This is a genomic window from Streptomyces olivochromogenes, from assembly GCF_021538895.1.
Lineage (GTDB): Bacteria > Actinomycetota > Actinomycetes > Streptomycetales > Streptomycetaceae > Streptomyces > Streptomyces olivochromogenes_A.
Genome location: NZ_JADDRL010000011.1, coordinates 74497 through 97901 on the forward strand (window position 1 = coordinate 74497; position 23405 = coordinate 97901).

At 72.6% G+C, this 23405-nt stretch carries 19 protein-coding genes and 2 pseudogenes; 9 read left to right on the forward strand and 12 right to left on the reverse strand.

The window, feature by feature from the left end; all coding sequences use genetic code 11:
- Window positions 1-24: 24 nt before the first annotated feature.
- Window positions 25-2406, reverse strand: a complete 2382-nt coding sequence (locus tag IPZ69_RS07860) for a phosphoketolase family protein (RefSeq protein WP_235453275.1) — start codon at window positions 2404-2406, stop codon at window positions 25-27.
- Window positions 2407-2459: 53 nt separating this feature from the next.
- Here IPZ69_RS07860 and ppk2 point away from each other — a divergent pair, with 53 nt between their 5' ends.
- Complete coding sequence (gene ppk2 / locus IPZ69_RS07865; protein WP_235453276.1) at window positions 2460-3263, forward strand: polyphosphate kinase 2; 804 nt, start codon at window positions 2460-2462, stop codon at window positions 3261-3263.
- A gap of 17 nt (window positions 3264-3280) precedes the next feature.
- Here ppk2 and IPZ69_RS07870 read toward each other — a convergent pair whose 3' ends face one another.
- Complete coding sequence (locus IPZ69_RS07870; protein ID WP_235453277.1) at window positions 3281-4177, reverse strand: universal stress protein; 897 nt, start codon at window positions 4175-4177, stop codon at window positions 3281-3283.
- Window positions 4178-4212: 35 nt separating this feature from the next.
- Window positions 4213-5118, reverse strand: a complete 906-nt coding sequence (locus IPZ69_RS07875; RefSeq protein WP_235453278.1) for a universal stress protein — start codon at window positions 5116-5118, stop codon at window positions 4213-4215.
- A 220-nt stretch (window positions 5119-5338) separates the two neighbouring features.
- On the opposite strand from IPZ69_RS07875, the gene IPZ69_RS07880 reads away from it, so the two are divergent.
- Complete coding sequence (locus IPZ69_RS07880) at window positions 5339-7057, forward strand: SulP family inorganic anion transporter (RefSeq protein ID WP_235453279.1); 1719 nt, start codon at window positions 5339-5341, stop codon at window positions 7055-7057.
- Window positions 7058-7085: 28 nt separating this feature from the next.
- On the opposite strand, the gene IPZ69_RS07885 is transcribed toward IPZ69_RS07880, so the two are convergent.
- The 4 genes and pseudogenes from IPZ69_RS07885 to IPZ69_RS07900 form a co-directional block, all read right to left on the reverse strand.
- Window positions 7086-8009, reverse strand: coding sequence for a carbamate kinase (locus tag IPZ69_RS07885; protein ID WP_235453280.1), 924 nt, complete (start codon window positions 8007-8009; stop codon window positions 7086-7088).
- A 3-nt stretch (window positions 8010-8012) separates the two neighbouring features.
- On the reverse strand, window positions 8013-9014 hold the full coding sequence (argF, locus tag IPZ69_RS07890) for an ornithine carbamoyltransferase (RefSeq protein ID WP_235453281.1): 1002 nt from the start codon (window positions 9012-9014) through the stop codon (window positions 8013-8015).
- Between the two features lie 20 nt (window positions 9015-9034).
- A pseudogene (locus tag IPZ69_RS07895) lies at window positions 9035-9709 on the reverse strand (arginine deiminase family protein); the annotation flags it as partial.
- Window positions 9710-9759: 50 nt separating this feature from the next.
- Window positions 9760-11145, reverse strand: a pseudogene (locus tag IPZ69_RS07900) (APC family permease); the annotation flags it as partial.
- A 364-nt stretch (window positions 11146-11509) separates the two neighbouring features.
- Here IPZ69_RS07900 and IPZ69_RS07905 point away from each other — a divergent pair.
- The 4 genes from IPZ69_RS07905 to IPZ69_RS07920 all read left to right on the forward strand — a co-directional run bounded on the left by IPZ69_RS07905 (window position 11510) and on the right by IPZ69_RS07920 (window position 14399).
- On the forward strand, window positions 11510-11974 hold the full coding sequence (locus IPZ69_RS07905) for a Crp/Fnr family transcriptional regulator (protein ID WP_235453283.1): 465 nt from the start codon (window positions 11510-11512) through the stop codon (window positions 11972-11974).
- A gap of 35 nt (window positions 11975-12009) precedes the next feature.
- A complete protein-coding gene (locus tag IPZ69_RS07910; RefSeq protein ID WP_235453284.1) occupies window positions 12010-12681 on the forward strand; it encodes a CBS domain-containing protein in 672 nt (223 codons plus the stop codon).
- 102 nt (window positions 12682-12783) lie between these two features.
- Complete coding sequence (locus IPZ69_RS07915; RefSeq protein ID WP_235453285.1) at window positions 12784-13485, forward strand: response regulator; 702 nt, start codon at window positions 12784-12786, stop codon at window positions 13483-13485.
- Window positions 13486-13586: 101 nt separating this feature from the next.
- Window positions 13587-14399 carry a PhzF family phenazine biosynthesis protein gene (locus IPZ69_RS07920; RefSeq protein ID WP_235453286.1) on the forward strand — a complete coding sequence of 271 codons (813 nt, stop codon included), beginning with the start codon at window positions 13587-13589 and terminating at the stop codon, window positions 14397-14399.
- Here the strand turns inward: IPZ69_RS07920 and IPZ69_RS07925 are convergent.
- Entirely contained in the window at window positions 14389-15189 is an 801-nt protein-coding gene (locus tag IPZ69_RS07925; RefSeq protein ID WP_235453287.1) for a CPBP family intramembrane glutamic endopeptidase, read from the reverse strand. The genes IPZ69_RS07920 and IPZ69_RS07925 overlap by 11 nt on opposite strands.
- Before the next feature lie 202 nt (window positions 15190-15391).
- The gene (locus IPZ69_RS07930) at window positions 15392-16909 is read right to left on the reverse strand and encodes a glutamate--cysteine ligase (RefSeq protein ID WP_235453288.1); all 1518 of its coding nucleotides are present in this window, start codon (window positions 16907-16909) and stop codon (window positions 15392-15394) included.
- A gap of 554 nt (window positions 16910-17463) precedes the next feature.
- Here IPZ69_RS07930 and IPZ69_RS07935 point away from each other — a divergent pair.
- On the forward strand, window positions 17464-18048 hold the full coding sequence (locus IPZ69_RS07935; RefSeq protein WP_235453289.1) for a hypothetical protein: 585 nt from the start codon (window positions 17464-17466) through the stop codon (window positions 18046-18048).
- Between the two features lie 327 nt (window positions 18049-18375).
- Window positions 18376-18582, forward strand: coding sequence for a DUF5999 family protein (locus IPZ69_RS07940; RefSeq protein WP_235453317.1), 207 nt, complete (start codon window positions 18376-18378; stop codon window positions 18580-18582).
- A gap of 126 nt (window positions 18583-18708) precedes the next feature.
- Here the strand turns inward: IPZ69_RS07940 and IPZ69_RS07945 are convergent, their stop codons facing one another.
- The 3 genes from IPZ69_RS07945 to IPZ69_RS07955 form a co-directional block, all read right to left on the reverse strand.
- A complete protein-coding gene (locus IPZ69_RS07945) occupies window positions 18709-20526 on the reverse strand; it encodes an APC family permease (RefSeq protein ID WP_235453290.1) in 1818 nt (605 codons plus the stop codon).
- A gap of 201 nt (window positions 20527-20727) precedes the next feature.
- Window positions 20728-22062 (reverse strand): diaminopimelate decarboxylase, encoded by a 1335-nt coding sequence (gene lysA / locus IPZ69_RS07950; protein ID WP_235453291.1) that lies wholly within the window; start codon window positions 22060-22062, stop codon window positions 20728-20730.
- Between the two features lie 16 nt (window positions 22063-22078).
- Window positions 22079-22423, reverse strand: coding sequence for an SAV_915 family protein (locus IPZ69_RS07955; RefSeq protein WP_235453292.1), 345 nt, complete (start codon window positions 22421-22423; stop codon window positions 22079-22081).
- A 325-nt stretch (window positions 22424-22748) separates the two neighbouring features.
- Between IPZ69_RS07955 and IPZ69_RS07960 the strand changes: the two genes are divergently transcribed.
- Window positions 22749-23312, forward strand: coding sequence for a universal stress protein (locus tag IPZ69_RS07960; RefSeq protein WP_235453293.1), 564 nt, complete (start codon window positions 22749-22751; stop codon window positions 23310-23312).
- Window positions 23313-23405 lie beyond the last annotated feature (93 nt).

Consider the following 23405-nt stretch of genomic DNA (forward strand, 5'->3'; position numbering starts at 1 on the left):
CTTCGACGACCGTGGCCGTGGGACTCAGCCGTGCCAGCTCCAGTCCGCGACTTCGGGCAGGTCGACGCCGTGTTCGCGGATCCAGGCGTGGTGGCGGGTGCGGGCGTCGGCCATCTCCTGGCGTACGGCGGCGGCGCGCACCGCGAGGCCGGGGACGCGGTCGACGACGTCCATGACGAGCCGGTAGCGGTCGAGGTCGTTGCGGACGACCATGTCGAACGGTGTGGTCGTGGTGCCCGACTCCTTGTAGCCGCGGACGTGCAGGTTGTGGTGACCGGTGCGGCGGTAGGCGAGGCGGTGGATCAGCCACGGGTAGCCGTGGTAGGCGAAGATGACCGGCTTGTCGGTGGTGAAGAGGCCGTCGAACTCGGCGTCGGTCATCCCGTGCGGATGGTCCTCGCGCGGCAGCAGCGTGGTCATGTCGACGACGTTCACCACCCGCACCGCCAGCCGCGGCAGATGCCGGCGCAGCAACTGCGCGGCGGCCAGCACCTCCTGGGTCGGCACGTCGCCGGCGCAGGCCAGCACCACGTCCGGTTCGCCGCCGTTCTCGGTGCCGGCCCACTCCCAGATCCCGGCGCCCCGCGCGCAGTGGACGCGGGCCTGGTCCATGGAGAGCCAGTCGAAGCACGGCTGCTTCCCGGCCACGATCACGTTGACGTAGTCCCGGCTGCGCAGGGCGTGGTCCGCGACGGACAGCAGGGTGTTGGCGTCCGGCGGCAGATAGACGCGGACGACCTGCGGACTCTTGTTGAGGACGTGGTCGACGAAGCCGGGGTCCTGGTGGGAGAAGCCGTTGTGGTCCTGGCGCCACACGTGCGAGGTCAGCAGGTAGTTGAGGGAGGCGATCGGGGCCCGCCAGGTCAGCTCGCGCGAGGTCTTCAGCCACTTGATGTGCTGGTTGACCATCGAGTCGACGATGTGCACGAACGCCTCGTAGCACGAGAACAGCCCGTGCCGGCCGGTCAGCAGATACCCCTCCAGCCAGCCCTGGCAGAGGTGTTCGGAGAGGATCTCCATCACCCGGCCGTGCCGGTCCAGATGCTCGTCCACCGGCAGGGTCTCGGCCTGCCAGGCCTTGCCGCTGGCGTCGAAGACGGCCTGCAGCCGGTTGGAGGCGGTCTCGTCGGGTCCGACCAGACGGAAGTCGCGGCGCCCTGCGGTGTCCTTCATGACCTGTTCGAGCAGGGAGCCGAGGACCCGGGTCGGTTCGTGCAGCGTCGCGCCCGGCTTGTCGACCGGTACGGCGAAGTCGTCGAGGGACCGGATCGGCAGGTCCCGTACCAGCACACCGCCGTTGGCGTGCGGGGTGGCGCCGAGCCGCTTGCGGCCCTCGGGCACGCAGGCCAGGACGTCGGCCACGGGGCGGCCGGACGGGTCGAAGAGCTCGTCGGGCCGGTACGAGCGCAGCCACGCCTCCAACTGCCGCAGGTGCTCCGGGTTTTCCCGGACGCCGGCCAGCGGCACCTGGTGCGCCCGCCAGGTGCCCTCGACCGGCTCGCCGTCCACCACGGCCGGACCGGTCCAGCCCTTCGGCGTGCGCAGGACGATGACCGGCCAGTGCACGCGCTCGCCGACCCCCTCCTCCCGGGCGGTGCGCTGCATCACCGCGATGCGGTCCAGCGCCTCGTCGAGCGCCGCGGCCATCGCGCGGTGCACCTGGTGCGGGTCGTCGCCGCTCACCTGGATCGGGTGGTGGCCGTATCCCCTCAGGAGCGCGTCGAGTTCGGCCTCGGGCAGCCGGGCCAGCACGGTCGGGTTGGCGATCTTGTAGCCGTTGAGGTGCAGGATCGGCAGGACGGCGCCGTCGTTCACCGGGTCGAGGAACTTGTTGGAGTGCCAGGAGGCGGCCAGCGGCCCGGTCTCCGCCTCGCCGTCGCCGATCACGCAGGCGACCACCAGGTCCGGGTTGTCCAGGGCGGCGCCGTAGGCGTGGGCGAGCGAGTAGCCGAGCTCACCGCCCTCGTGGATCGAACCGGGCGTCTCCGGGGCCACGTGGCTGGGCACCCCGCCGGGGAACGAGAACTGACGGAACAGCCGCTCCATGCCCGCCGCGTCGCGCGAGACGTCCGGGTAGGTCTCGCTGTAGCTGCCCTCCAGCCAGGAGTTGGCGACCACCGACGGCCCGCCGTGCCCCGGCCCCCAGACGCACAGCGCGTCCAGGCCCCGCGCCCTGATGACACGGTTGAGGTGGGTGTACACGAGGTTGAGGCCGGGCGAGGTGCCCCAGTGGCCGAGCAGCCGCGGCTTGATGTGCTCCGGCCTCAGCGGCTCGGTCAGCAGCGGGTTGGCCATCAGATAGATCTGACCGGCCGCCAGGTAGTTGGCGGCGCGCCAGTGCGCGTCCAGGGTGCGCAGTTCGGCGTCGGAAAGTACGGTGGCGTCCTGGTGTTCGACCTTGGACATGGGTGAGACTCCGGAAGTCGTCGACGTAGGGGTCATCGGGCGGTGGAGGCGGCATGGCCGACAAACAGGCGGCGGAGCTGCCGCGGAAGGTGTACGAGAAGGAACTGCTGCGCCTGCAGACCGAGTTGGTGAAGATGCAGGAGTGGGTGCGGGCGGAGGGCGCCCGGCTGGTCGTCGTCTTCGAGGGGCGGGACGCGGCGGGCAAGGGCGGCGCGATCAAGCGGGTGACCCAGTTCCTCAATCCCCGTGTGGCACGCGTCGCGGCGCTGCCCAGGCCGACCGAGCGCGAGCGCACGCAGTGGTACTTCCAGCGGTATGTGGAGCACCTGCCGGCCGCCGGGGAGATGGTGCTGTTCGACCGGTCCTGGTACAACCGGGCCGGCGTCGAGCATGTGATGGGCTTCTGTACGCAGCAGGAGTACCAGCGTTTCCTGCGCCAGTGCCCGATCTTCGAGCGGATGCTGGTGGAGGACGGGATCCTGCTGCGCAAGTACTGGTTCTCGGTGAGCGACACCGAGCAGCAGGAGCGGTTCCGGCGGCGCCTCGACGATCCGGTGCGGCGCTGGAAGCTGTCGCCCATGGACCTGGAGTCGATCACCCGCTGGGAGGCCTACTCCCGGGCCAAGGACGAGATGCTGGTGCACACCGATGTCTCCGACGCGCCCTGGTACGTCGTCGAGAGCGACGACAAGCGCCGTGCCCGGCTGAACATGATCGCCCACCTGCTCGGCTCCGTTCCGTACCACGAGGTGACCCCGAACGTGCTCGCCCTGCCCGAGCGGCCGCAGTCGACCGGCTACGAGCGTCCGCCGCGGGATCTGCAGACATACGTCCCCGATCACGCGGCGAGCCTCTGAGCGGCCGGCCGTCGCGTTCACACCCGGTGGGGTACGACCGCGACGGGACAGGCGGAGTGGTGCAGTACGCCGTGCGTGACGCGTCCCAGCTGGAGTCCGTGGTGCCCCGGATCGCGCCGGGCACCCACGACCAGCAGGTCGGCGTCGAGCGAGGCGTCCAGCAGCGCCCGGCGGGCCTGGCCCTCGACGGTGCGCCGCCGCAGGTCGACGTCCGGGTACCGCTCGGCCGCCTCGCGCACGGCCGCTTCCAGCGTCTCGGCGGCCCGCCGCTCGTGCAACCGGGCGGGCTCGCCCGTGAGCGGGGGACGGCCGGCGCTCTCGTGCGCGGGGCACCGCCAGGCCCGTACCGCTTCCAGCGGCACCCCGCGCAGTGCGGCCTCCCGCGCGGCGAAGCGCACCGCCGCCGCCGAGACGCCGGGCTCCTCGCCGACGCCCACGACGACGCGGCCGCGCGTGGCGGGCGCGGCCCGGTTGTCGTGGCTGCCGCGCAGGACGATCACCGGGCAGTCCGCGTGGGCGGCCACGGCCAGGCTGACGGAGCCGAGCAGCAGTTCGGCGAGGGTGCCGCGCCCGCGGCTGCCCACCACCAGCGCAGCGGCGTCGCGGCCGGCCCGCACCAGCGCGTACTCCGGTTCCTCGGGCAGGATGTCGGTGGAGGTCTTCAGGTCGGCGTGGCGGCGCTCGGCGCGCCGCGCGGCGGTCGCGACGATGTCCTCGGCCAGGACCTGCTCGGACGGCTTGCCCCGGTCCTGGCCGAGGGCGACACCCTCGTACCGCTCCCACAGCGAGGCGTACACCAGCCGCAGCGGTACGCCGCGCAGGGCGGCCTCGTCGGCCGCCCAGTCCACGGCCCGCAGGCTGGGCTCGGACCCGTCGACGCCGACGACCAGCGGGCGGTCCGGAGGGTTCGTCATGGTGGCTGCTCCTCAGGGGGTGGGCCGACGGGGGCTCAGTCGTGCGGGACGACCGCGACCGGGGCGGTGGAGTGGTGCAGGACGGCGTGGGTGACGGGCCCGATGCGGGTGCCGAGCGGAGCGCGGCGGACCCGGCGGCCCACGACGACCAGCGAGGCCGCGCGGGCGGCGTCGACGAGGTGGTCGGCGGGGGTGCCGCAGTGGGACTCCTCGGTGACCTCGATGTCCGGGAACTTCTGCCGCCACGGGCGCAGCACCTCGGTCACCAGGGTGGTCTCCCGCAGCGCCAGGGCCCCGTGGAGTTCGAGGTCCACGGAGAGGCCGTAAGCGTAGGACGGCGGCGGGTTCCAGCCGTGGACGACGCGCAGGGCCGTACCCCGGCGGGCGGCCGCGGTGAACGCGAACTCGATCAGCTCGGCGCTCGGGGAGTCGGCGTCGAGGCCGAGGACGACCGGCCGGAAGGGGGTCGCGGCGGACGGGATACCGGCCGGGTCCATCCGGTGCTCGTCGGCGGCCTGTTCGCCCGCGCGGACCAGGACGACCGGCCGCTCGGCGTGGGCGACGACCGCGAGTCCGACCGAGCCGACGAGGAACCCGCCGATGCCGCTCAGTCCGCGCGAGCCGAGGACCAGCAGTTCGGTGTCGCGGGCCGCGGCGGCCAGGAGGTCGGCGGGGCGGCCGGGCCGCTGCTCGGTCCTGACGTCGAGGCCGGGATGGCGCAGGGCGAGGCCCTCGGCCGCCTCGCGCGGAATCCTCTCGCTCCAGTGCTGCTGGGTCTCGGCCCCGAGGAGCGGCGCCTGGGCCATGGGCTCCGGCACCGGCTCCCATATGTGCAGCAGCGTCAGCGGCAGCCCGAGCAGCTCGGCCTCGCGGGCCGCCCACTCTGCGGCGGCACGGCTCTCGGGCGAGCCGTCGAGGCCCACCGTGACGGTCCGGGTCATGATCTCCAACCTCCTGAGTCGGGCTGCATCGGGGATCTGCTACGAGCCTCTTGCGCGAACGGAGTTGGGGGCAGGGGCCGCAGGTCCCCGAAGGGGCCCGACCGGCCCTTGGACGCTCCGCGGCACAGGGGCCATGTGCCGGGCGCGAAGCCCGTCGCACGGCTGGCGACGGCGCCGTACCTCGGTGGATCATGAGGTCAGGCACGGAGAGAGGCGGCTCATGACCCAGGGTTCGGCCGAGCGCGTCGCGGGGTGGCACCGCCTGGCGCCCGGGCTCGGCGTCCTGCTCGGTTACCGCCGCTCCTGGCTGCGGGGCGACCTGCTGGCCGGCGTGACGGTGGCCGCCTACCTCGTGCCGCAGGTCATGGCGTACGCCGGGGTGGCCGGGCTGCCGCCGGTCGCCGGGCTGTGGGCGATCCTGCCGGCGCTCGGGCTGTACGCGCTGTTCGGCTCCTCGCGGCTGCTGTCGGTGGGCCCCGAGTCCACGACCGCCCTGATGACCGCCACCGTGGTCGCCCCGCTCGCGGCGGGCGACCCCGGGCGGTACGCCTCGCTGGCGGCCGCCCTCGCGATCACGGTCGGCCTGCTGTGCGTGGTGTCGTGGGCCGTCCGGCTCGGCTTCCTCGCGGACCTGCTGTCCCGGCCGGTGCTGATCGGCTATCTCGCGGGCGTGGCCCTCATCATGGCGGTGGACCAGCTGCCCAAGCTCACCGGCGTCGAGACGACGGGCGCCGAGTTCTTCCCGCAACTGTGGTCCTTCGTCACGCACCTGTCCGACGCCGATCCGGCCACGGTCGTCCTGTCCGCCGTCGCGCTGGTGTTCCTCTTCGTGGTGGCCCGGTACCTCCCCGCCGTACCGGGACCGCTGCTCGCCGTGGTCCTCGGCACGGCCGCCGTGGTGGCCTTCGACCTGGACGGGCGGTACGGCATCAAGGTCATCGGTGAGATCCCGTCGGGGCTGCCCGACCTCGCCGTCCCGGAGCTGAGCGAGCTGCCCCGGCTGGTCCTGCCCGCGCTGGGCGTGCTCATCGTCGGCTACACGGACTTCATCCTCACCGCGCGGGCGTTCGCCGGGCACGAGGACGAGGGGCCCACCCTCCGCGCCAACCAGGAGTTCCTCGCGCTCGGAACGGCCAATCTCGGCGCGAGTCTGCTGCACGGCTTCCCGGTGAGCAGCAGCGCCAGCCGCACCGCGCTCGCCTCCTCGGCGGGCGCGCGCAGCCAGGCGTACTCCCTGGTCGCGGGCGCCGCGGTGCTCGCCGTCCTGCTCTTTCTCAGCCCGCTGATGAGCCGTACGCCCTCGGCCGTCCTCGGCGCGCTCGTGATCTACGCCGCCGCCCGCATGATCGACGTCGCGGGCTTCCGCCGGCTCGCGTCCTTCCGCCGTCGCGAACTCCTGCTCGCGCTGGGCTGCCTGGCCGGGGTGCTGGTCCTCGGCATCCTGTACGGCGTGCTGGTCGCCGTCGGTCTGTCGGTGGCGGAGCTGCTGGCCCGGGTGGCCCGCCCGCACGACGCGGTCGAGGGGCTGGTGCCCGGGATGGCGGGCATGCACGACGTGGACGACTACCCCCAGGCCCGTACGATCCCCGGGCTGCTGGTCTACCGCTACGACTCGCCGCTGTTCTTCGCCAACGCGGAGGACTTCCGGCGCCGGGCCCTGGCCGCCGTCGACGAACAGACCGAACCGGTCCGCTGGTTCGTGCTGAACACCGAGGCCAATGTGGAGGTCGACATCACCGCCCTCGACGCGGTCGACGAGCTGCGCCGCGAACTCACCGGCCGCGGCATCGTGTTCGCGCTCGCCCGGGTCAAGCAGGACCTGCTGGACGACCTGACGGCATACGGCCTCATGAACTCCGTCGGACCGGATCTCGTCTTCCCGACGCTGCCGACGGCGGTGGCCGCCTACCGCCGCTGGACCGGGACCCGGCCCGACTGACTCCGGCCCGACCGACTCCGGCCCGAGGTCAGCCGCCCATCAGGTCGGGGCGGATCAGCGTGCCCGACCTGCCGTGGACGATCTCGTACGCCGCGTCCAGGGCGCCGATCGCGGCCAGGCCTCCGGTGCGCTCGACGAACCGGGCCGCCGCCTCGGCCTTGGGCCCCATGGAGCCCTCGGGGAAGCGTCCGCGGCGCAGCTCGGCGGGCGTGGCGTCCAGCAGAGCGCGCTGCCCGGGGGTGCCGAAGGCCTCGTACACATGGGGCACGTCGGTGAGGATGAGCAGGAAGTCCGCCTTGAGGTCCTCGGCGAGCAGGGCGGCGGTGAGGTCCTTGTCGATGACGGCTTCGAGGCCGCCGAGCGCCCCGGTGTCGCGGTCGGCGGTGACGGGGACGCCGCCGCCCCCGGCGCACACGACCAGCGTGCCGCCGGACAGCAGCGCCTGGATGGTGTCGGTCTCGACGACGTGCTCCGGCACCGGGGAGGGCACCACCCGCCGCCAGCCGCCGGTGTCCCGGGCGATGTGCCAGCCGCGCTCGCGGGCCAGCGCCTGGGCCACGTCCCGGGGATAGACCTGGCCGACGAACTTGGTGGGCCGGGCGAGGGCCGGGTCGTCGGCGCGGACGAGGGTGTGCGTGACGAGCGCGGCGACCCGGCGGCCGGGCAGGGCGTCGTGCAGGGTGCGAGCCAGCAGGGAGCCGATCATGCCCTGGGTCTGCGCGCCGAGCAGGTCCAGCGGGTAGGGGGCGCTCAGGGCGGGGTCGGCCGCGCTCTCCATGGCGAGGAGGCCGATCTGGGGGCCGTTGCCGTGCGTGATGACGAGGTCGTGGTCGCGGGCGAGGGCGGCCAGGGCGGTGGCCACCCGGTCGATGTTGGCCTGCTGGACGGCCGCGTCGGGGCGTTCGCCGCGGTGCAGCAGGGCGTTGCCGCCGAGGGCGGCGACGATGCGCATGGGTCAGTCCTCCAGGGTGGCGACGAGCACGGCCTTGATGGTGTGCAGCCGGTTCTCGGCCTGGTCGAAGACGATCGAGGCGGGCGAGGCGAAGACCTCGTCGGTGACCTCCAGACCGTCCAGGCCGTAGGTGTCGAAGAGGTCCTGGCCCAGGCGGGTGCGCCGGTCGTGCAGGGACGGCAGGCAGTGCATGAACCGGACGTCCGGGTTGCCGGTGAGCGCCAGTGTCTTGTCACTGACCTGGTACGGGAGCAGCAGTTCGATCCGCTCGGCCCAGGTGTCGGCGGGCTCGCCCATGGAGACCCACACGTCGGTGTGCAGGAAGTCGGCGCCGCGTACGGCGGTCTCGACGTCCTCGGTGAGGGTGAGGCGGGCGCCGCTGCGCTCGGCCAGGGTGCGGCAGGTGGCGACGAGCGCGGGGTCGGGCCACAGGGCTTTGGGGGCGGCGATACGGACGTCCATGCCGAGGAGGGTGCCCATGGACAGCAGGGAGTTGCCCATGTTGTTACGGGCGTCGCCGAGGTAGCAGTAGGCGATGTCCGGCAGTGGCTTGGGGCTGTGCTCGTGCATGGTGAGGACGTCGCACAGGCTCTGGGTGGGGTGCGCGGTGTCGGTGAGCCCGTTGTAGACGGGGACGCCGGCGTGGGCGGCGAGTTCGGTGACGAGGGTCTGGGCCGAGCCCCGGTACTCGATGGCGTCGAACATGCGGCCGAGGACGCGGGCGGTGTCGGGGAGGGACTCCTTGCGGCCGAGGTGGGTGTCGCCGGGGCCGAGGCAGGTGGTGTTCACGCCCTGGTCGGCGGCGGCGACCTCGAAGGCGCAGCGGGTGCGGGTGGAGGTCTTCTCGAAGATCAGCGCGAGGTTCCGGCCGGTCAGCCGCGGCCGTTCGGTGCCGGCGCGCTTGGCCGCCTTGAGGTGGGCCGCCAGATCGAGGAGGTGGTGCATCTCGGCGGCGGTGAAGTCGAGTTCGCTCAAGTAGGAGCGGCCTCGCAGGTCGACGGTCATGGTGGTTCGCCCTTCTCGGCTCAGGCGGCCGGGCCGCGTTCGATCGGGCAGCTCATGCAGCGCGGGCCGCCACGGCCGCGGCCGAGTTCGGCGCCGGCCACGGTGACGACCTCGATGCCCTGCTTGCGCAGGTAGGTGTTGGTGGTGACGTTGCGCTCGTAGCCGACGACGACACCGGGGGCCAGGGCGAGGAAGTTGCTGCCGTCGTCCCACTGCTCGCGCTCCGCGCCCCGGTTGTCCTGCGGGGCGGACAGCATGCGCACCTTGTCCAGGTCGAGGGCCTCGGCCAGCGCCGTGGCCAGGTCGGAGTCGGGTACGACGTCGAAGCCGGTCGCGCGGGCGGTGCTGGGCAGCAGCGTCCACGAGCGCAGGGAGTCGGCCAGGCCCGGGTAGATGGTGAAGGCGTCGTGGTCGACCATGGTCAGCACGGTGTCGAGGTGCATGTAGGCGCGCAGGGCGGGCAGTTGGACGGCGATCAGCCGCCGCGCCGTGCCGGTGGCGAACAGCCGCGCGGCCAGGTTCTCCACCGCCTGGGCGGTGGTGCGCTCCCCCATGCCGACCATGACGGCGCCGTTGCCGAGGACGTGCACGTCGCCGCCTTCGAGGGTGCCGACCGCGCCGTCGAAGAGCGGTTCGGTGGCGGCGTCGGCGAACATCGGGTGGAAGCGGTAGATGGCCTCGGCGTGCAGCCGCTGTCCATCAACCCCATGGCCAAGCCCGCCCGCCGCCGCGAGATGTGCGGCAGCCGGCTCCCGCCGAACGGGCCGGGGCGCGCTCCGCGGGAGGTCCGCCGGGCCGGGGCCGGGGTCTCGGGGGCCCGCGGTTCGTCCGCGCCGCGGGGGCCGGGGACGACCGGGGCCTGGTCGCCGTAGGCGCCTTGGCCGCGCTTCAGCCAGACGTAGACCGGCAGGCCGAGGAGCAGCACGAACAGTCCGTAGTAGACGGTCTGGTAGCCGCTGCCCTGGATCGACCAGTACGAGAAGACGAGCGCCAGGCCGGCGACGGTGACGTCCCGGGCCAGGCGGCGCGGGGTGAGGCTCTCGCGGCCGCGCACCAGCAGCCAGTACAGCTGCGCGGCGGCCGAGAACAGGTAGGGGATCACGGCCGTGAGCACGCTGAGCAGCACGATCTTGGTGAAGACGTCGTCGAAGCGCGTGTAGCTGAACACGGTGATCAGCGAGGCCGGCACGGTCGAGGCGACGATGCCGAAGGCGGGCACCCCGCCCCGTCCGCGCAGCCGGGCGAAGGCGGCCGGGAAGAGGCCGTCGCGGGCGGCGGCGTACGGCATCTCGGCGCACAGCATGGTCCAGCCGTTGAGGGCGCCGATGCCGGAGACGACGGCCGCGACGGCGACGAGGTCACCGGCCCAGGTGCCGCCGAAGATGTTGTTGGCGGCGTCGGTGAACGGCGCCGTGGACGAGCCGAGGTCGGCGTGCGAGACGGTGCCGAAGACGGCGAGGGTGCCCAGGATGTAGATGACGGCGCAGGCGAGGGTGCCGTAGACGGTGGCGCGCGGCACGCTCCGTCGCGGGTCCCGGACCCGGCCGGCGACCACCGAGGCGGCCTCCAGGCCGAGGTAGCTGAACAGGGCGATGGCGGCCGCGGCCGAGATCGCGCCGAGGTCCGACTGCCCGCTCGCGTTGAAGGCGCCGAAATTGGACGGGTCGACGAACAGCAGCCCGACGGTGGCCATGAAGACCAGCGGGACGAACTTCAGCACCGTGGTGATCACCTGGAACGCGCCCGTGTTCCGCGCCCCGGTGAGATTGATCCCGGCGGGGATCCACAGCCCGATCAGCGCGATCAGCAGGGAGACCCCGGTCCGGTGGCCGGTGTTGACGAAGACCTCGACGTAGCCGACCCACGCGACCACGATGGCCGCGTTCCCGGCCCAGGCGGTGATCCAGTACGACCAGGCGGTGAGGAATCCGGCGAACTCGCCGAATGCCTCGCGGGCGTAGACGTACGGTCCGCCGCTCGCCGGGACGCGCCCGGACAGGGCGCCGAAGGTCAGCGCCAGCGCGAGCGCGCCGAGGGTCACGACGACGAACGCGACGAGGGCGACGGGACCGTAGGGGGCGAGCGCGGACGGGAGGGCGAAGACGCCGGTCCCGATGATGCTGCCGATCACGAGCGCGGAGGCGGCGGGGAGGCCGAGCGACGCCGACGGCGCCGCTCTTCCCCCGCTCCTGGCGGCCTTGGACATGGCTGTGCTCCTGGTGCGGATCGCTGTGGATGGGGCGATGCGCAGCGATCATTCAGCGCGCCGGCCGGGCGGGGTCAGCGGCCGAAGGTCCCGGTCCGGACCGATGGTCCCCACCGCGGACGTCCCGTTCGGCCCAGGGCGGCAGCGGGCCGCCTCGCGGCCCTGGGCCGGCCCGCGCCGGGCGAGAGCCGAGTGGCCCGGGCGGGGGGCCGGGTGGCCCCTGGTCGGGCGGACCGGGACGGGCACACGCTGGTCTCGGCACTTCCTACTCGCCGCCGGGAGGCACGCCATGCCGATCACCCCCACCCGCAACATGCTGCAGGCCCTTCCCGCCGAGCACCGGGAGCGGCTGCTGCGGATCGCCCGCGAGGTGTCCTTCCCGCAAGGGACGCGCATCTTCGACGAGGGCGCGCGCGCCGACCGGTTCTGGGTCATCCGCACCGGCACGATCGAGCTCGACATGCACGTGCCGGGCCGGCGGGCCGCCGTCATCGAGACCCTGCGGCACAACGAGCTCGTCGGCTGCTCCTGGCTGTTCCCGCCGCGCGTCTGGTACCTGGGCGCCGAGGCGACGACACCGGTACGGGCGTACGAGTTCGACGCCACGGCCGTCCGCCTGATGTGCGAGGAGGACCCGGCACTGGGCCACGCGGTCACCCAGTGGGTCGGCGAGGTCCTGGCCCACCGCCTCCGCGCCGCCCGGACCCGGCTCCTGGACCTGTACGCCCCGTACGGGGCCGGATCGGTCGCCTGAGCCGTCCGGCGGACCCGAGCGAGGAAGGAGTCACGATGCACGGCACTCCGCACATCGTCGGCGACGTCATGAGCCGGACGGTCGCCTCCGTGGACCGCGGGGCCGCCTTCAAGGACATCGTGCGGCTGATGCAGGACCGGAAGGTCAGCGGCGTTCCGGTCCTGGCGGGCGGGGGCCGGGTCGTCGGTGTGGTGACCGAGGCCGATCTGCTGCGCAAGGAGGCGTTCCGGGACGGCGACAGCGACCCCGAGCGCGCCCGGCGGCTGCGCGACCTGCCCGGCAGCGCGAAGGCCGACGCCGTCACCGCGGAGGAGCTGATGAACGCGCCCGCCCTGACCGTCCAGGCGGACACGACCCTCGCGCAGGCCGCGCGGATCATGGCCCAGTCCAAGGTCAAGCGGCTGCCGGTGGTCGACGAACAGGGTGTGCTGGAGGGCATCGTCAGCCGGGCGGACCTGCTGAAGGTGTTCCTGCGCGACGACGAGGACATCGCCGAGCAGGTCCGGCGCGAGCTGGTGTCCTATCTGTTCCCCAGGCCGGATTCGGCCGTCCGGGTGGACGTCGGCAACGGCGTCGTGAAACTCTCCGGACGGGTACGGGACACCTCGCTGGTGCCCGTCGCCGCCCGCCTGATCCGGGCGATCGAGGGAGTCGTCGACGTCGAGTTCGACCTGGACGGCGCCTCGACCGCGCGCCCGGCGAGCTGAGGGTTGGGCCGGTCGGCCCTAGTGCGTCCGGCCCCGGGCGGGTGATGATCGTCGTCGCGGACAACCCGCAGTCCGTCCGTCATCGGGGAGCGAGAGGTCGTCATGGCCGACACCGGCACTTTCACGGAGCACCATCCCATCCGCGTGTTCCTGCTCGACGACCACGAGGTCGTCCGGCGTGGTCTGACCGACCTGCTCGACGCCGAGCCGGACATCTCCGTGGTCGGCGACGCGGACAGCGTCGAGCAGGCGCTGGTGCGCGGCCCCGCCCTGCGCCCGCACGTCGCCGTCCTCGACGTACGTCTGCCGGACGGCGACGGCATCACGGTCTGCCGTGAGCTGCGCAGCCGGATGCCGGAGCTGTCCTGCCTGATGCTCACCTCGTTCGACGACGAGGAGGCCCTGCTCGACGCCATCATGGCCGGGGCCTCCGGCTACGTCCTGAAGCAGATCAAGGGCTCCGACCTGATCTCGGCGGTCCGCACGGTCGCCTCCGGCCAGTCGATGCTGGACCCCGCGACCACCGCCCGGCTGATGCGCTCGCTGCGCGCCGATCCCGCGGAAACGCCGGAGGTCGCGCCCGAACTGGCGAGCCTGTCGCCCCGTGAGCGGGACATCCTCGCGCTGATCGGGGACGGGCTGACCAACCGCGAGATCGGCAAGAAGCTCTACCTCTCCGAGAAGACGGTCAAGAACCACATCTCCCGTCTGCTGGCCAAGCTCGGTGTCCAGCGCCGGGTCCAGGCCGCGGTGCTCGCCTCCCACCTGGACCAGCCGAGCCCTGGGGACCGCCCCGCGCGGTGAGCGCCCCGCGCGGCGAGCATCGGCCGCCGGTAGGAGGAATCGGGCCAGTCACCCGGAATTGGCCTTGGCCGGGCGGGCGGCACGACGTCTAGCGTCGGCGCATGCGGATTCGTATCGTCGACGCCTTCACCGACCGCCCCTTCGCCGGCAACCCGGCCGGGGTCCTGCTCCTCGACGCGTTCCCGGACGACGACTGGCTCCAGAGCGTCGCGCTGGAGGTCAACCACGCCGAGACGGCGTTCGCGCACCGCCTGCCCGAGGGCGGCGAGGCGGACTGGGCGCTGCGCTGGTTCACGCCCGCCACCGAGGTCGCCATGTGCGGGCACGCCACGCTCGCCACGGCCCACGTCCTGCACACCACGGGCGCGCACGAGGGCCCGGTGCGGTTCGCCACCCGCAGCGGCGTGCTCGTCGCGACGCCCGGCGCTGACGGCTGGATCACCCTGGACTTCCCGACCGCCCCGCTGACCCCCGTCGAGATCCCGGCCGGGATCTCCGAGGCGCTGGGCGCCGAGCCGCTCGTCGCCTTCGACACCGGGCCGAACGTGGGCGACCTGATCGTGGAGCTCTCCGACGAGAAGACCGTGCTCGGCCTCTCCCCCGACCACAAGGCGCTCGGTGTCCACTCCGCGCGCGGCATCATCGCCACCGCCCGCGCCGAGGACCCGTCCCGGGGCTACGACTTCGTCTCCCGCTGTTTCTTCCCCAACGTCGGCATCGACGAGGACCCGGTCACCGGCAGCGCCCACACCGCGCTGGCCCCGTTCTGGTCCGGGCGTCTGGACCGCGCCGACCTCACCGGTCTGCAGGCCTCGCGCCGCTCCGGTCTCGTCCGTACGGGGCTGCGCGGCGACCGCACCCTGCTCACCGGCCGCGCGGTCACCGTGATCGACGGTGAGCTGCTCACGCCGTAGGCAGCCAGCCCACCTTGCCGGCCAGCAGGGCGTAGCCGACGAACGCCCCGATGTCGAGCAGGGAGTGCGCGACCACGAGGGGACCCACCCGGCCCCAGCGCCGGTACAGCAGGACGAACACCACGCCCATCACCATGTTGCCGACGAAGCCGCCGACGCCCTGGTAGAGGTGGTACGAGCCGCGCAGCACCGCACTCGCCACCAGGGCGGTGCCGGGTGTCCAGCCCAACTGACCCAGTCGGCGCAGCAGATAGCCGACCACGATCACCTCTTCGAGGATCGCGTTCTGCAGCGCCGACAGGATCAGCACGGGGTACTTCCACCACACGTCGGGCAGGGCCTCGGGCACCACGGTGAGGTTGAAGCCGAGGCCGCGTGCGGCCAGGTAGAAGGCGATGCCGGTGCTGCCGATCACGGCCGCGATGGCGGCTCCGCGGCCGAGGTCGGGCCAGGGCCGGGTGCGGTCGAAGCCGAGCGTGCGCATGCTGTGGCCCTCGCGCATCAGGAGGTGCGCGACGAGCAGGACGGGCACGAGCGCCGAGGCGATGCCGAACAGCTGCCAGGCGAGGTCCAGCCAGGGGCGGCCGGGCGCGGCCGAGGCGTTGAGGGTGGCCGCCTGGTCCTTGAGGCCGCCCGGTTTCGTGACCGATCCGACGAAGCTGATCAGGGCGGAGACTCCGCTCGCGCCGAGCGAGAGCCCCAGAACGAGCAGCGTCTCGTCCCGGAAGATCCGTCGCGAGGGCCGCTCCAGCGGCTGTGAATCGGCCACCGAGTCCGCCTCCACGTGCACACCTGCCTCCTTGGGTAGTCCCGCCCCATGCACATCTTCGCCCGTCGGCATCCCGTAGGACGTGACGGGGATCGTGCGCCACAGGCTGTCGCGGGACAGGGAGGTGCGCCACGGTCATGGGTCGTCACAGCTTGCCCGATCGGTGCGGGACATGCGTGACCGACCCCGGTCCGAGGCCGACGGCGGACCCGGTGACCGGCGCTCAGCCCAGTGGCACCGGTTCGGGCAGGCCCACCGGCCAGGTGTGCACCGGCTCGCCGAGGGTCATCAGCTCGCGGTAGCGGCGGGTCGTGGCCGCGAGGGCGGCCGGGCGGCTCATGCCCTGTTCCAGGGCACGGTGGAAGGTCGCCGCCTGCCAGCTCGCCCCGTTGGTGCGACGGCGGCAGCGCTCCTCGATGATCCCCAGATAGAGGTCGCGGTCGGCGGACTCCACGCCCCAGGCGTCCAGTCCGGCCGCGGCAAGCGGCAGCAGTTCGTCGCGTACGAGCGAGACCGCGTCGACCTCGGCGGTACCGGAGTAGCGTCCGCGCCGCGGCCACACGAAGCGGGCGTCGATGCCGTACCGGCAGGCCGCGTCGAAGTTGGCGGCGGCCGTCTCGAAGGGCAGGCGCGTCCACACCGGCCGGGACTCCTCGGCCAGGGCGCGGACCAGGCCGTAGTAGAACGCCGCGTTGGCGATGACGTCGGCGATGGTGGGTCCGGCCGGCAGGACCCGGTTCTCCACGCGCAGGTGCGGGACACCGTCCGCGATGCCGTACACGGGCCGGTTCCAGCGGTAGACCGTGCCGTTGTGCAGGACGAGTTCGGCGAGCTTGGGCACGCCGCCCGCGTCGAGGACCGCGAGCGGGTTCTCCTCGTCGCAGATCGGCAGCAGCGCCGGGAAGAAGCGCAGGTTCTCCTCGAACAGCTCGTACGCCGAGGAGATCCAGCGCTCGCCGAACCAGGTGCGCGGCCGCACCCCCTGGGCCTGGAGCTCGGGCGGGCGCGTGTCGGTGGACTGCAGGAACAGGGGCGGCCTGGACTCGCGCCACAGCTCATGTCCGAAGAGGAAGGGCGAGTTGGCGCCCACGGCGATCTGCGCCGCGCAGGCCGCCTGTGCCGCGTTCCACACGTCGGCGAAGCGGCCCGGGGTGACCTGGAGGTGCAGTTGCAGGGAGGTGCACGCGGCCTCCGGCACGATGGACTTCGATGTGCAGGTGAGGTGTTCCACGCCCTCGATGTCGACGACGAAGTCCTCGCCCCGGGCCGCCACGATCTGGTCGTTGAGCAGCGTGTAGCGGTCCACCTCGGAGAGGTTGGCGGAGACCAGGTCGTCCCGCTCCAGCGTGGGCAGAATGCCGATCATCACGATGCCGGCGTCCACCTCCTGCGCCTTGCGGTCGGCGTAGGCCAGCGAGGTCCGCAGTTCCTCGGCGAGCCGGTCGAATACCCGGCCGCCCAACCGGTGTGGGGCGATGTTCACTTCCAGGTTGAACATGGCGAGTTCTGTTTGGAAATCGCGGCTCGCGATGCGTTCCAGTACTTGTCCGTTCAGCATTCTCGGCATGCCGTCGGAGCCCGCGAGATTCAATTCGATCTCGACTCCCATGAGGTTCTTCGGGCGGTCGAACCGCTTCTCGACCAGCAACCGCTCCAGCCCCGTCAGGCACATACGGAGCTTCTCACGGTAGCGCTGGCGATCGGACAGGTCGAACGGCCCCGCCACGACCTTCTCCCCCATCGAAGTGTCCCTCCTCGGATGGGCGGGCCGAAGATCCGGCCGCCGGTGTCCCGGGTCAGGTGGGATGATGCCCAGCCGAAGCGATCGATAACGTCCCGCGCCGACCCGTCGCCCGATACTCTGTTGGAATGTGTCCCGGGGCACATTCACGGGGCATGGGGCATCACGCAACTTCGGGTGCCCCGATGGCCTCGTGAAAAACGCCGACGACAATCGGCCGACCGCCACCGGAGCGTATTTCGAGGTCAGCACGGTCCCGCCGGCCGGGAAATCGGGATGATTCCCGCGAATCAGCGGCCGAATAGCGCCTTGTTTTGTTCGCCGGAAACGGCTAGTGGAAACAACGTCTGAACACGCGTCGTATAAACTCCGCTACCAAGGCAGAAGGTTGGCGCCCATGGTCCTGGTTCCTGCCGTCAAGGTGACGTACGGCAGGCCTCGTCCGCACCCTCGTTCACCGCCTCGGGCCCCCGCCTCCCTGACCACATGAGCTGACAGCGTCGTCCGCCCCCTCCCTCGCGCCACCGCGCCTGTCGAACGAGAGGCGACCCACCATGCCGCTGCAAGTCCCCCCTGCCCCCGCGCCTGCCCTGCGCTCCGTCCTCACGGCCCTCGGTTCCCCCACCGCGGTCCGCGAGGCCCGAACTCCCTCCCTGCGTGCCGCTCAGGGACCCGCCACTCCCGAACTCCCGCTCCCCGTCCATGTGCTGGACCGGATCACCGCCAAGGGCGTGTCGGCCACCCGGCTGGCCGGCTGGCGTTTCCTGATCCGCTGCGGCGACCGCGCGGTGGCCGCGGCCGAGACCATGCTCACCCCCGACGGCTGGGCGTTCTCGCACTTCTTCGAGGGCCCCTACGTCTCCTCGACCGAACGCGCCCTGCGCCAGGCCGAGGCGATGCCGCAGGCGTACCAGCCGCGCCTGCTGTCCGTGCCCGGCCTGTACATGCTGACGCTGTGGCTGCACGGCGACTGCGCGGCGGACGGCTCCGAGGGACATCCCGCGGCCACCGACCTGCTCGTCCCGCTGGCCCCGGCACCGCCCGGCATCGCGGCGCACCGCCCGCTCCGGGTCGCCGAACTGCTCCCGGTCCTGACCCATCGCGCGACACCCCTGCCCCTGCTCGGCTCGCCCGCCTGATCCGACCCTTTCGTACCCCGTCTCCCTTTTCGGAGACGGGGTACCTCGTATTTCCGGAAGCATTCCGCTCGTACGAGCAATTCACTGCTCCGACGAGCCGAAAAACGGCTGGTACCGGCCGGACTAGCCCCATCCGGCCATCACGAACCACCCGAAGTGGCCGCCCAGTTGGGATGAACCATCCGCGTGGCCGACGCGTCATCAATCTGTGAAGAAGCGGTGCCGCGAAATCCCTGCGGATTGACGCCCGGAGAGCAACACTGGGTTCCGACCGACGAATCACAACGGGGGACGGCCATGACCACGACACAGCGAAAGATCCCACCCATGTGCCAGCACCAGCCACCGTGCCCGACAGCCGAATCCGCCGACCGGGAGTCCGCCCGACTCATGGCGCACCACCCGGAGCAGGGATGGAGCCTGCTGTGCAACGGCGTTCTGCTCTTCGAGGACACCGGTGAGCTCCTGCCGGACGGCCAGATCATCGCCCCGCACCGCCCGGTGGGCGCCGCCCGGGTGATGACCGCCGCCTGAGCACCACCCCCGGGCGGCTCCGCCGCTCCGCCCGGCGATCCAAGGGGCCGGCTCGCACGCACACGGTGCGCTCCGGCCCCGACGCACGAGTGAGGGCGGCTACTCCCCGTAGTCGGTCGAGTCGCCTCAGACGTGGAGCCGGTACGGCAGCATGCAGACCACCACGTCCGTGCGGGCCCGCAGCACGGTCGCGAGGAGCAGGCCGCGCTGGTTCTGGAGGATCTCGTAGCGGCGGTGCCGCGGTTCCACCTCGGGAATGAGTACGGCGACCTGGCGTCCGTCCCGGGCGACCCGCTGCACGTAGTCGACGATCGGCTGGACCAGGGAGCGGTGCGGGCTGTCGATGACGACGAGGCGTACCCCGGGGTTCCAGCGGTCCCAGTCCTCCTCCAGCGCACGGGTCTTGGCCGGGTCCGCGTGCACCGCGACCGCGACCACCTCGTCGCCCAGCGCGAGGGCGGCGGTGATGGCGTGCCGGGCGAGTTTGCTGACCTCGCCGAGCGGGACGATCACCAGGCTGCCGGCGCGCCGGTCGGGCGGTTCCGGGATCCGGCCCAGGCCGAGCTCCGCGCCGACGGCCCGGTAGTAGCGCTCGATGCGGGCGAACATCAGCATCATCAGCGGTACGGCGACCACCACCACCCAGGCTCCCTCCAGGAACTTGGTGGTGAGCAGGATGAGCCCGGCCAGGGTGGTCAGCACCGCGCCGGTGCCGTTGATCAGGGCCCGGTGCACCCAGCCGTCCGGCCGCTGGGTGGCCCAGTGCCGGACGAGGCCGACCTGGCTGAGGGTGAAACCGATGAACACGCCGATCGCGAACAGCGGGATCAGCCGGTGGGTGTCGGCGCCGGTGGCGATGAGCAGCAGCGTGGCGAGCAGGGCCAGGGCCAGCACGCCGTACCGGTAGACGGGGCGCTCGGCGCGCAGCCCGAACAGGTGCGGCAGCCGGTGGTCGCGGGCGAGCAGGCTCATCAGGACCGGCAGTCCGCCGAAGCTGGTGTTGGCGGCGAGGAGCAGGACCAGGGTGACGATGATGTTGGTGGCGTAGTAGGCCCAGCCGTCGCCGTAGGCGCCCGCCGTCAGCTGGGCGAGCACCGTGACGTTTCCGCGCGGGGCCACGTGGTCGCGGCGGATCAGTACGGCGATGCCGATCAGCATCAGGCCCAGCAGCGCGCCGAGCATGAGTTCGGTGCGCTGGGCCCGCTTGACGCGCGGGGTGCGGAAGGTGGGCACGGCGTTGGCGATGGCCTCGACGCCGGTCAGGGCGGAACAGCCGGACGAGAACGCCTTGAGGATCAGCAGCAGGCCGAGCGACTCCTGCGCCGGGAAGGACTCCGCGGTGCCGACGACCGCCACCGGGTGCCCGCGCAGGAGTCCGAGGACGACGATGCCGAGGATGGCCACGATGAACAGCGCGGTGGGCAGCATGAGCACCCGGGCGCTGTCGGTGATGCCCCGCAGGTTCACGGCCGCCAGCAGGACCAGGCCGATCAGACAGACCCAGAGCTTGTCCCCGGCGAGGGAGGGAAACGCGGAGACGAGGGCGTCGGCCCCGGCGGTGAGACTGACGGCCACGGTGAGGACGTAGTCGACGACCAGACTGGCCGCGGCGAGCAGGCTGGCGGTCGGGCCGAGGTCCTTCTTGGCCACGGCGTAGGCGCCGCCGCCGTCCGGGTGTACGGCGATCACTTGGGTGTACGACACGACGAGCGCCGCGAGCAGGAAGACGATCGCCAGGGTGATCGGCAGGGTCGCCGTCAGCGCTCCGGTGCCCGCGACCACCAGCACCAGCACGATCGCCTCGGGACCGTACGCGACCGAACTGAGCGCGTCCAAGGAGAGGGCGGCCAGGCCCTCCAGGCTGGTGAGATGGTGTTTCTCCCCCTCACCGGGGCGCAGCGGAACTCTGGGTCGCAGCTCACGATGCGCCAGGCCATAAGCCATCGGGACCTCACCAGGGTCGGTCGAACGGATCGGACGATCTGCACCAGTCTGTCCGCCCCGGCGCGGCCCTGCGCGTCCGTTGGTGGCCCGGGCGGGCCGGCCCCGCGTGAGTGAGGGAGATGAGCCGGCCCGCCCGGGAGTCTCTGCAGCAGCCCCTCCGCCGGCGGGCCCAGGGGCGGCCGGCAGAAAAGAGGGGACGGGCTACAGACCCACGTCCCGGCTGCGGATGTCGTCCAGCGACTCGCGGCGCACCAGGAGGCGGGCGTGGCCCGCGCGCACGGCGGCCACCGGCGGGCGGCCGACCAGGTTGTAGCCGGAGGCCATGGACAGGTGGTAGGCACCGGCCACGGGGACGGCGAGCAGGTCGCCGGGGCGTACGTCGGCGGGGAGCTCGACGTCGGCGGCGAGGACGTCGCCCGCCTCGCAGTGCCGGCCCACCACGGTCACCGGGGCCATCGGCTCCGCACTGGCCCTGCCGATCAGACGGGGCGCGTAGCGGACGCCGTACAGCGCGGGCCGCGGGTTGTCGCTCATGCCGCCGTCGACGGCCACGAAGATGTGGTCGCCCGTGCGCTTGACGGCGAGCACGTGGTACAGGGCGATGCCGGCCGGTCCCGCGATGGCCCGGCCCGGCTCGACGACCAGGCGGGGCACGGGAATCCCGGCCGCTCCGCACGCCTCGGTCAGCTCCGTGCGGACCTTGCGGGCCAGGGCGGTGAGGTCGAGCGCCTCCTCGCCGGGGCGGTAGGCGATGCCGTGGCCGCCGCCCAGGTCGAGTTCGGGCAGCACCAGTCCGTGCTGCTCGTGCAGGCGGGCCATCAGGCCGACCACGCGGCGCACGGCGGCGAGGTACGGCTTGACGCTGGTGATCTGCGAGCCCAGGTGGCAGTGCAGGCCGGTGAGTTCGAGCTGCGGCTGGTCCAGGATCCGGGCGATGGCGTGCTGGGCGTAGCCGTCGCGGATGGACAGGCCGAACTTCTGGTCCTCGGTGCCGGTGCGGATCTTGTCGTGGCCGCCGGCGCTGATGCCGGGCACCACGCGGACCATGACCTTCTGGTGGCCGTCGGGGCCGACGGCGGCGGCCAGCCGGGCGATCTCGGACGGGCTGTCGATCACGATGCGGCCCACGCCCAGGCGCAGGGCGGTCTCCAGGTCGCGCGGGGACTTGGCGTTCCCGTGCAGCACGATCTTCTCGGGCGGGAACCCGGTGGTGACCGCGAGTTCCAGCTCGCCGGCCGAGCAGACGTCGAGGCCGAGGCCTTCCTCCTCCACCCAGTGGACCATGGCCCGGCACAGGAACGCCTTGGCCGCGTAGAGGACTTCGGCGTCGGGGAAGACGTGCCGGTAGGTGCGGCAGCGTTCGCGGACCTCGGCCTCGTCGAGGACGTAGACGGGGGTGCCGAAGCGCTCCGCGACCTCGGCGAGCGGTACGCCGCCCACGGCCAGGTCGCCCGGACGGAGTTCGGTGGTGGACGCGGGCCACACCGACAGCTCGTCCGGGGTGGTGGTGACGGTGGGTTCGTGCAGGGTCGTCATCGCGGGCTTCCCTCTCTCATGCGATCCGCAGGGCCACGGCGGGCGTGACGGACGGGACGGGCGTGACCGGCGCGGGGGCCGGCGCCGAGAACGGAGGGTCGACCGTGACGCGGGTGACGCCGAGCGGTGCGGTCAGCGCGCGCAGCGCGGGCTCGGCGAGCCGGATCCACGCCTGGTCGGGGCCGAGGGTCTCGGCGAGCCTGCGGGCGGAGGTGAAACCGACGGCGGTGCGTTCGCCGAGCGGGGTGCGGAAGAGTCGGGCCGCACATCCCGCTGGTCCCGGCCGGACGGGGACGAACAGTGGCCCGGCCGGGGAGCGATCGGAAGGCTCCGGGTCTTCACCGCACAAGAGTTCTGCCATGGGATGCCTCCTGGAGGATCCGGGTGATACGTGAACTGGATCTGAGGCCCCGGACGCGGGGAGGCGGACCGGGACTCGTCCTCGACGCTATGCCCGGGCCCCCGGGGTTTCCGACGCCTCATGACGCGATGCTGACGGCGATCGGGTCGACGCTGACGGGATGCTGACGGCCGGGCCGCGAGCACCGGCGCGGGCCGTCAGAGGCGTGCCAAAAAGTGGTCGCGGGGCTGGTCGTGGGGTCCGGCCGGGAGTGTGATGGAAGCGGTCCCACATCTGGTGCCGCCCTCGACGGACCTCGGGGGCACGCGCGACGAACGGTGGAGTGATGTCCGGTGACGACGCCTCGGCGACCGCTCGTGTCGTGGTCGGCGTGAGCGGATCCCTCGGCAGCGTCACGGCCCTGCGCCGGGCCGCGGCGGAGGCCAGGACCAGGGGGGCCGAGCTCTGGCCGGTGCTGGCCTGGGAGCCGCCCGGCGGAGAGCTCGCGGCCCGTCGCTCGCCGGCCGCGTGCCTGATGGTGGACGAGTGGCAGCGCCTCGCGGGGCAGCGGCTGGTCTCGGTCCTGGACGAGGTCTTCGGCGACGACGGCCCGGGGCTGCCGATGCGCGCGCTCGTCGTGCGCGGCGTCCCCGGCCCGGCGCTGGTGGAGACCGCGTCCCGCGAGCACGACATCCTGGTCGTCGGCGCGGGCCGGCGCGGCCACCGCCCGCGCGCGTTCTCCGGCTGGGTCTCCCGCTACTGCCTCACCCACGCCGCCTGCCCGGTCCTCGCGGTTCCCCCGTCACCGCTGGAGACCCAACTGGCCGCGGTGCACCGGCGCAACGCGTGGCGCATGCGCTTGGACCCCCGGCAGCTGCTGAGGGAGGAGCCGGTACCGCCCGGCGTGTGAGACCGGGCGGGGCGGGCCTAGCGCACGTCCGGGACGGAGGCAGGCCGGCGCATGTCCGTACGGCGCCGGCTTTCGCGTCCGTACGACGCCGAA

What these genes read in the sequence shown, in the direction of transcription:
- IPZ69_RS07935 (WP_235453289.1), top strand. Translation starts at nt 17,464, where the DNA reads ATGCCGCTGCAAGTCCCCCCTGCCCCCGCGCCTGCCCTGCGCTCCGTC.
- ppk2 (WP_235453276.1), top strand. Translation starts at nt 2,460, where the DNA reads ATGGCCGACAAACAGGCGGCGGAGCTGCCGCGGAAGGTGTACGAGAAG.
- IPZ69_RS07910 (WP_235453284.1), top strand. Translation starts at nt 12,010, where the DNA reads ATGCACGGCACTCCGCACATCGTCGGCGACGTCATGAGCCGGACGGTC.
- IPZ69_RS07955 (WP_235453292.1), bottom strand. Translation starts at nt 22,423, where the DNA reads ATGGCAGAACTCTTGTGCGGTGAAGACCCGGAGCCTTCCGATCGCTCC.
- IPZ69_RS07945 (WP_235453290.1), bottom strand. Translation starts at nt 20,526, where the DNA reads ATGGCTTATGGCCTGGCGCATCGTGAGCTGCGACCCAGAGTTCCGCTG.
- IPZ69_RS07915 (WP_235453285.1), top strand. Translation starts at nt 12,784, where the DNA reads ATGGCCGACACCGGCACTTTCACGGAGCACCATCCCATCCGCGTGTTC.
- IPZ69_RS07885 (WP_235453280.1), bottom strand. Translation starts at nt 8,009, where the DNA reads ATGCGCATCGTCGCCGCCCTCGGCGGCAACGCCCTGCTGCACCGCGGC.
- IPZ69_RS07960 (WP_235453293.1), top strand. Translation starts at nt 22,749, where the DNA reads ATGTCCGGTGACGACGCCTCGGCGACCGCTCGTGTCGTGGTCGGCGTG.
- IPZ69_RS07860 (WP_235453275.1), bottom strand. Translation starts at nt 2,406, where the DNA reads ATGTCCAAGGTCGAACACCAGGACGCCACCGTACTTTCCGACGCCGAA.
- IPZ69_RS07880 (WP_235453279.1), top strand. Translation starts at nt 5,339, where the DNA reads ATGACCCAGGGTTCGGCCGAGCGCGTCGCGGGGTGGCACCGCCTGGCG.
- IPZ69_RS07930 (WP_235453288.1), bottom strand. Translation starts at nt 16,909, where the DNA reads ATGGGGGAGAAGGTCGTGGCGGGGCCGTTCGACCTGTCCGATCGCCAG.
- IPZ69_RS07920 (WP_235453286.1), top strand. Translation starts at nt 13,587, where the DNA reads ATGCGGATTCGTATCGTCGACGCCTTCACCGACCGCCCCTTCGCCGGC.
- IPZ69_RS07905 (WP_235453283.1), top strand. Translation starts at nt 11,510, where the DNA reads ATGCCGATCACCCCCACCCGCAACATGCTGCAGGCCCTTCCCGCCGAG.
- IPZ69_RS07875 (WP_235453278.1), bottom strand. Translation starts at nt 5,118, where the DNA reads ATGACCCGGACCGTCACGGTGGGCCTCGACGGCTCGCCCGAGAGCCGT.
- lysA (WP_235453291.1), bottom strand. Translation starts at nt 22,062, where the DNA reads ATGACGACCCTGCACGAACCCACCGTCACCACCACCCCGGACGAGCTG.
- IPZ69_RS07940 (WP_235453317.1), top strand. Translation starts at nt 18,376, where the DNA reads ATGTGCCAGCACCAGCCACCGTGCCCGACAGCCGAATCCGCCGACCGG.
- IPZ69_RS07870 (WP_235453277.1), bottom strand. Translation starts at nt 4,177, where the DNA reads ATGACGAACCCTCCGGACCGCCCGCTGGTCGTCGGCGTCGACGGGTCC.
- argF (WP_235453281.1), bottom strand. Translation starts at nt 9,014, where the DNA reads ATGACCGTCGACCTGCGAGGCCGCTCCTACTTGAGCGAACTCGACTTC.